Origin of the sequence: Tsukamurella hominis (assembly GCF_965137015.1) — a bacterium.
GTDB lineage: Bacteria > Actinomycetota > Actinomycetes > Mycobacteriales > Mycobacteriaceae > Tsukamurella > Tsukamurella hominis.
Genome location: NZ_CBCRZG010000046.1, coordinates 1 through 4,671, shown reverse-complemented (window position 1 = coordinate 4,671; position 4,671 = coordinate 1). Strand labels below are relative to the sequence as shown.

5 protein-coding genes are annotated in these 4,671 nt (G+C 66.9%); 2 read left to right on the top strand and 3 right to left on the bottom strand.

Annotation, left to right across the window (positions count from 1 at the left end; genetic code table 11):
* Window positions 1-1,001: conjugal transfer protein (locus tag ACM9LD_RS24975; RefSeq protein WP_415679212.1), on the bottom strand; the 1,001-nt coding region annotated here is incomplete at its 3' end.
* Between the two features lie 33 nt (window positions 1,002-1,034).
* Window positions 1,035-1,253, bottom strand: a complete 219-nt coding sequence (locus tag ACM9LD_RS24970; protein ID WP_415679211.1) for a hypothetical protein — start codon at window positions 1,251-1,253, stop codon at window positions 1,035-1,037.
* Between the two features lie 732 nt (window positions 1,254-1,985).
* Here ACM9LD_RS24970 and ACM9LD_RS24965 point away from each other — a divergent pair.
* Together ACM9LD_RS24965 and ACM9LD_RS24960 are read left to right on the top strand one after the other, a co-directional pair.
* Window positions 1,986-2,753, top strand: a complete 768-nt coding sequence (locus ACM9LD_RS24965; RefSeq protein WP_415679210.1) for an RNA polymerase sigma factor — start codon at window positions 1,986-1,988, stop codon at window positions 2,751-2,753.
* A gap of 153 nt (window positions 2,754-2,906) precedes the next feature.
* Window positions 2,907-4,184 carry a discoidin domain-containing protein gene (locus tag ACM9LD_RS24960; RefSeq protein ID WP_415679209.1) on the top strand — a complete coding sequence of 426 codons (1,278 nt, stop codon included), beginning with the start codon at window positions 2,907-2,909 and terminating at the stop codon, window positions 4,182-4,184.
* Window positions 4,185-4,266: 82 nt separating this feature from the next.
* Here ACM9LD_RS24960 and ACM9LD_RS24955 read toward each other — a convergent pair whose 3' ends face one another.
* Entirely contained in the window at window positions 4,267-4,596 is a 330-nt protein-coding gene (locus tag ACM9LD_RS24955; protein ID WP_415679208.1) for a glutaredoxin domain-containing protein, read from the bottom strand.
* Window positions 4,597-4,671: the final 75 nt, after the last annotated feature.

Below are 4,671 nucleotides of genomic sequence, written 5' to 3'. Positions count from 1 at the left end.
GGGGTGATGGTGACGGGGGTCAGCTGCGGGGCGGTCGGCTTTGCGGAGGTGCTCGGCGCCTGGGTTGCGACGGCGCCGCCGTTGGAGTTGAGCAGCGGCGAGGTGTCGATGGCGGAGACCTGCCAGCGTCCGGAGGCGGCCGTGACCGTCAGCGGGAAGGTGACCTGGGTGGCGGTGTAGGTGGCGGTCTGGCCGATGAAGGTTGCGAGAACTCGGACGGTGCGGTTGCCGGTCGGCTGGTCGTCGTTGGAGTCCGCGAGGATCGTCGCCAGGGTGACGGTGGAGTACGGCGCGGGGCTCAGGCTGGTGAGCTTGGCGTCGGCGAGCGTGTAGCGCTCCAGCTCGTCGTTCTTGCCGGTGAGGTAGGCGTTGGCGAAGCCGGTGACGGCGGTGGCCAGTTGCGAGTTCTTGGACACGGACTTGCGGTACCCGAGGTTGAGGTCGTAGCCCTTGCGCGGACCCTCGATCGGGGTGAGTCCGCCGACGATGCGGGGGCGGCGGTTGAGCATCGAGACGAGGATCTGGAAGTAGGACCGTTCGGGGGTGGCTGCGGTGCTCGCTCCGACGGTGGCGATGCGGACGCCGACGACGACGCGGTAGACCTCGACGCCGTCGACGTTCTCGGTCTGCCGGGGCTGGTAGACGATCGGGTCGGTGACGGTGTTCGCAACCGAGGGCAGTTGCATTCCCTCGGTGGGGACGAAGCGTTCAAGGTTGTTGTCGTTGGTGCTCGTCGCGGTCAGCATCGAGGTGGTGAAGTCCTCGGCGAACGCTGCGGCAAAGAAGCTATCGGCGATCGAGTAGTTGCCGGCGAGTGCGGCTTCGTTCGCGGGTCGGTCGAAGTACATGAAGATCACCATCGCCAGGGCCGCGAAGGCGGCGACCTTGGTGGCGATGTCGAAGCGCCGGCGGCGGCGTTCGACGGACTCCGCCTGGTCGATCCACGCGGACGGATCGTCACTCGGGACGGCGGGCTTGCGGGTGCGGAACATGGTCGCCATTGCGTGGCTCCTTTCGCGGTATCGGTGGTGGGTTTAGGAGGCGGGGTGCAGGGCGCGGTACGCCTGCACGTAGGCCGGGTGATCGTTGACCAGGACGCTGATGAGATCGGTGGACGAGCTCTCGTCGAAGGGAGCGTCGTAGAGGTCGTCGAGGAGGCTGCGCAGGTGCGCGATGTGCCGGCGGATCTGCACCTCGGCAGCGGCGGCATCGTCGCGCACGAGGGGGATGACGTTGGTGGGTGCGTTGCTCACGGCGTGACCTTCCGTCCGGGGTGTTCGGGCCGGACCTGAAGAGGTCTGGCTTGGCGGGTGCTTTTGGGGGCTCACTTGTCCTATACGTGCCCTGCCCGCGTTTCCCGTCACCTCAGTTTGAAATGGAACTTGGGACGGAGATTCCTGCGCCGTTGCCGATCGTGGGTGTCAGATCCTTGACAGGACTTTTAAGCTCGGCCCGTGCCGAAGGCCTTTAGAGGAGCCGAGCTTAAGACTCCCCGTGCAATCCCTACGTGCAACGCGTCACCTACAACGTCCTAAGACCTCTCGCAACGCGGTCGTGTCACAGGAAAGATCCTAATTTTCGGTGATGTATCCGCCGCGGTTGCTGGTCGCGCTGCACAGCACGTTTCCGTCGCCGGCGGTGCACACAGAAGCGTCGTGGTCGAGGTCTGATCTGGCGGCGGTCCGGGCGTTGATATCCGAGGCGATTTCGGAGCCGATCCGCAGCAGGTGATTGCGCAGCCTCGCTAGCGATCGGTCTTCCCGTCACTGGCGCGAACTTTTTTCCGGTCCAGGTGTTGCGAGACCGAATCATCGCAGGTCACAGCATCTGCCCGTTATCTAATTGTTATCTTTCGATTGGCAGCATTGCTATCGATTTCGCAACAGCTGCAACCGTCCGAGCAACAGGATTTGGGCAACGCCGCGCCGTTCACTACAGGCATCACTCAGCACCCCGACGAGGGGTCCGATGCCTCTGGAGAACCGATGCTTACGACGGCTTCCCCCACCTACGACTCGATCGCCCACTCGCTGCGTTCGGAGATCACCACCCGCTCTGCGACGACCGAGCTGCGCACCTGGATCAACGACCATCAGGCCATCGCCGAGATCGCACCCGTCACGATGATCGACATCGTCGAGCACTACCGCGGCGATACCGACGGCGAGCTCACGCGCTCACTGATCCGTCTGTTCCAGTCCGGATCGCACCGTGCTGGCGTCGTCCTGGCGCTCGCCAACCTGGCGAGCATCAGCCGCATCCGGCACAGCGCGCACGTGCACTCCGCGGACTTCGGGATCCGCGCCGACGAGCAGCTCCAGCAGACCGTGCTGGCGTTCTTCACGGCGCTGTCGAAGATCGATCCGGAGACCGACCACCCGGGCCAGACCCTGTACTGGCGCACCCTCGGTGGAGCCACCCGTAAGCAGCGCGAGCTGGCGACCACCGACGAGCTCCCGGAGCATCTCGCTGCGGAGCCCGTCGAGCCGCCGTCGGTCGAGTCGTTGTTGTCCACCGAGACCCTCCTCGCGTGGGCCCGCGATCGCGGGGTCCTTTCGGTGTCGGACATCGACACTCTCGCCGCTCTGTATCAGCGGTCGGACGGCATCTCCATTCGCGAGCTCGCGGCCGAGATCGGTGTGTCCGAGAGCGCGCTGGAATCGCGGCTGCGGCGCGCGACGAAGCGACTCCGCGATCGCGCGTCCGAGCGACGCAATGACATCACCTTCTACGCGCTCGCCGCAGCGTCGTGATCGCGGCGCCGGCCATCGTCGCGCGGCGCGATCAAGCGCACGTGCGCGACCGCGGGTCGTCGCTATCCACTGCGCTCACGCCCTCCGCACTACACTTGACTCGATACCAGCCGCTGGACCATCGCTGCGGCGCGACACCTTCAGGTGGTGACAATGACCGATCGCAGCGACAGCGATGCGACCGAGGACGATGCGCCTCACGGTCTCGATGCACTCGGGCTCGACGTCGGTGCGATGGTCGGATCGGCCTTCGCGTCCGACACGACTCTCGACGATCCGGTCGAGGAGTTGCCTGCCATGCGCCCGACGCTCGGCTCCGTCGCGCCGAGCGTCCCGCGGACGCCGCCGCTCGATGCTCCGGAGTCGCCGCGCGTCGAGTCTTCCGACACCAGCACGGCAGCGCCCAGCCCGTCGAGGAGCGGTGCCATGGGTGCATCCTCTGATCGCATCGCGAGCCTGCTCGCCGCAGGCATCGACAACTCTGCGCCCGGCGCCCAGCGGCATGCCTCCGACGAGATCGTCCGGCCGGCGCCTGCCGCGGCTGATGGTCCCAGTGATCGCGACACTGTCGAGCTGCCGCGCGACGAGCGCAATGCTCCTCTCGAAGGTCAGGAGAAGGAGACCGACGACGACGCATCCGAGGGTGTCGAGCACTCGCGTTTTGTCGAGCTCGGCAAGTCGGTCGGCGACTTGGTTCCCGCGTCGATGCGCAGCCGTCGCGCCGTGCTCCTCGGGGCTGGAGTCCTCGTGCTCATCGTCGCGCTCGTGTTCGTGCTGACGACCAACGGATCACCGCAGCCGACGGTCGTCGCCGACCAGGACGAGACGACCGCGCCGGCAGCGACTCCGTCCGTCGCGGCGGCGACGGCGGACAGTGCCATCCCGGTCAAGAGCGCGACAGCGCGATGCCCGGCGGGGAGCACCAAGGGGGATCTCGCAACGGACGGTCAGATGAACACCGCCTGGGTGTGCGTTACCGCCGGCATTCCCGCGGGGCAGGTGCTCACGCTCGACTTGGGCGGGCTCTATATGGTGTCCGCGCTCGGGATCGTTCCGGGCTTCAATGCGGTCAACCCCGACGGCTCCGACGAGTGGATCCGCCACCGGGTGGTCAAGCTCATCGACATCTACTTCTACGGCGCCCCGGGCGACAACGGTGCCGCGCAGACTCCGGAGTCCCTCGACACCCGCGGTGCGCGCAACGAGACGGTCGCGAAGTTCCGGCAGCCGCGCCTGGCCTCGCAGATCAAGATCATGATCCGCAGCACCGTTCAGCCGACCGGGAACCCGCAGACGCGGAGCACCGGCAGCAGCAACGGCGGCCTCGGTCTCGGGTTGGCGACGACCGGCCCGACGCAAGCGGCGGCCGGAACGTCAATGGGCGACTTCGCAGTCTCCTCGATCTCGGTCTACGGCCATGAAGCGCGCTAAGGCGAGCGTCTCCCGGCCCGCGGCGCACTCGCTCCCTGCCGCCGAAGCGGTCGAGTGCCGGCGCCGCGGGCGGGACGCTCGATCACGCCGGAACCGCGGCCGTCACGTCGCGGCTGGCGGGCGCGGTGACCCGGCGATTAGCACAGGCTTTCGCGCGATCCGGGCGGAATCCGGACCAGTGCTCGACGAGCTCGCCGGTCGCGGAGTTGCGCACCAGCACGACGGGCGCCTGCAGGTAGCCCATGCCGACCACGAGCTCGCGCGCCGCGTCGTCCTGGGAGATGTCCACGACCTCGTAGTGGTCGGCACCGACGTGCTTGTCGAGCGCCTTGTACGTGGCCGTGCACTGCACGCACGCCGGCTTGGAGTAGACGGTGATCGAGACCTCGATGGTGGTGTCGTTGACGGTCATGATGGTTCCTTTCGATGGGTTTTACTACTGCTGTTCGGATCAGATTCAGTTGTGGTCGGGGGTACTGGTCGGGGG

Bases quoted from the DNA above. Each gene is read 5' to 3' on its own strand.
- ACM9LD_RS24960 (WP_415679209.1), top strand. From the start codon at position 2,907: ATGACCGATCGCAGCGACAGCGATGCGACCGAGGACGATGCGCCTCAC.
- ACM9LD_RS24955 (WP_415679208.1), bottom strand. From the start codon at position 4,596: ATGACCGTCAACGACACCACCATCGAGGTCTCGATCACCGTCTACTCC.
- ACM9LD_RS24965 (WP_415679210.1), top strand. From the start codon at position 1,986: ATGCTTACGACGGCTTCCCCCACCTACGACTCGATCGCCCACTCGCTG.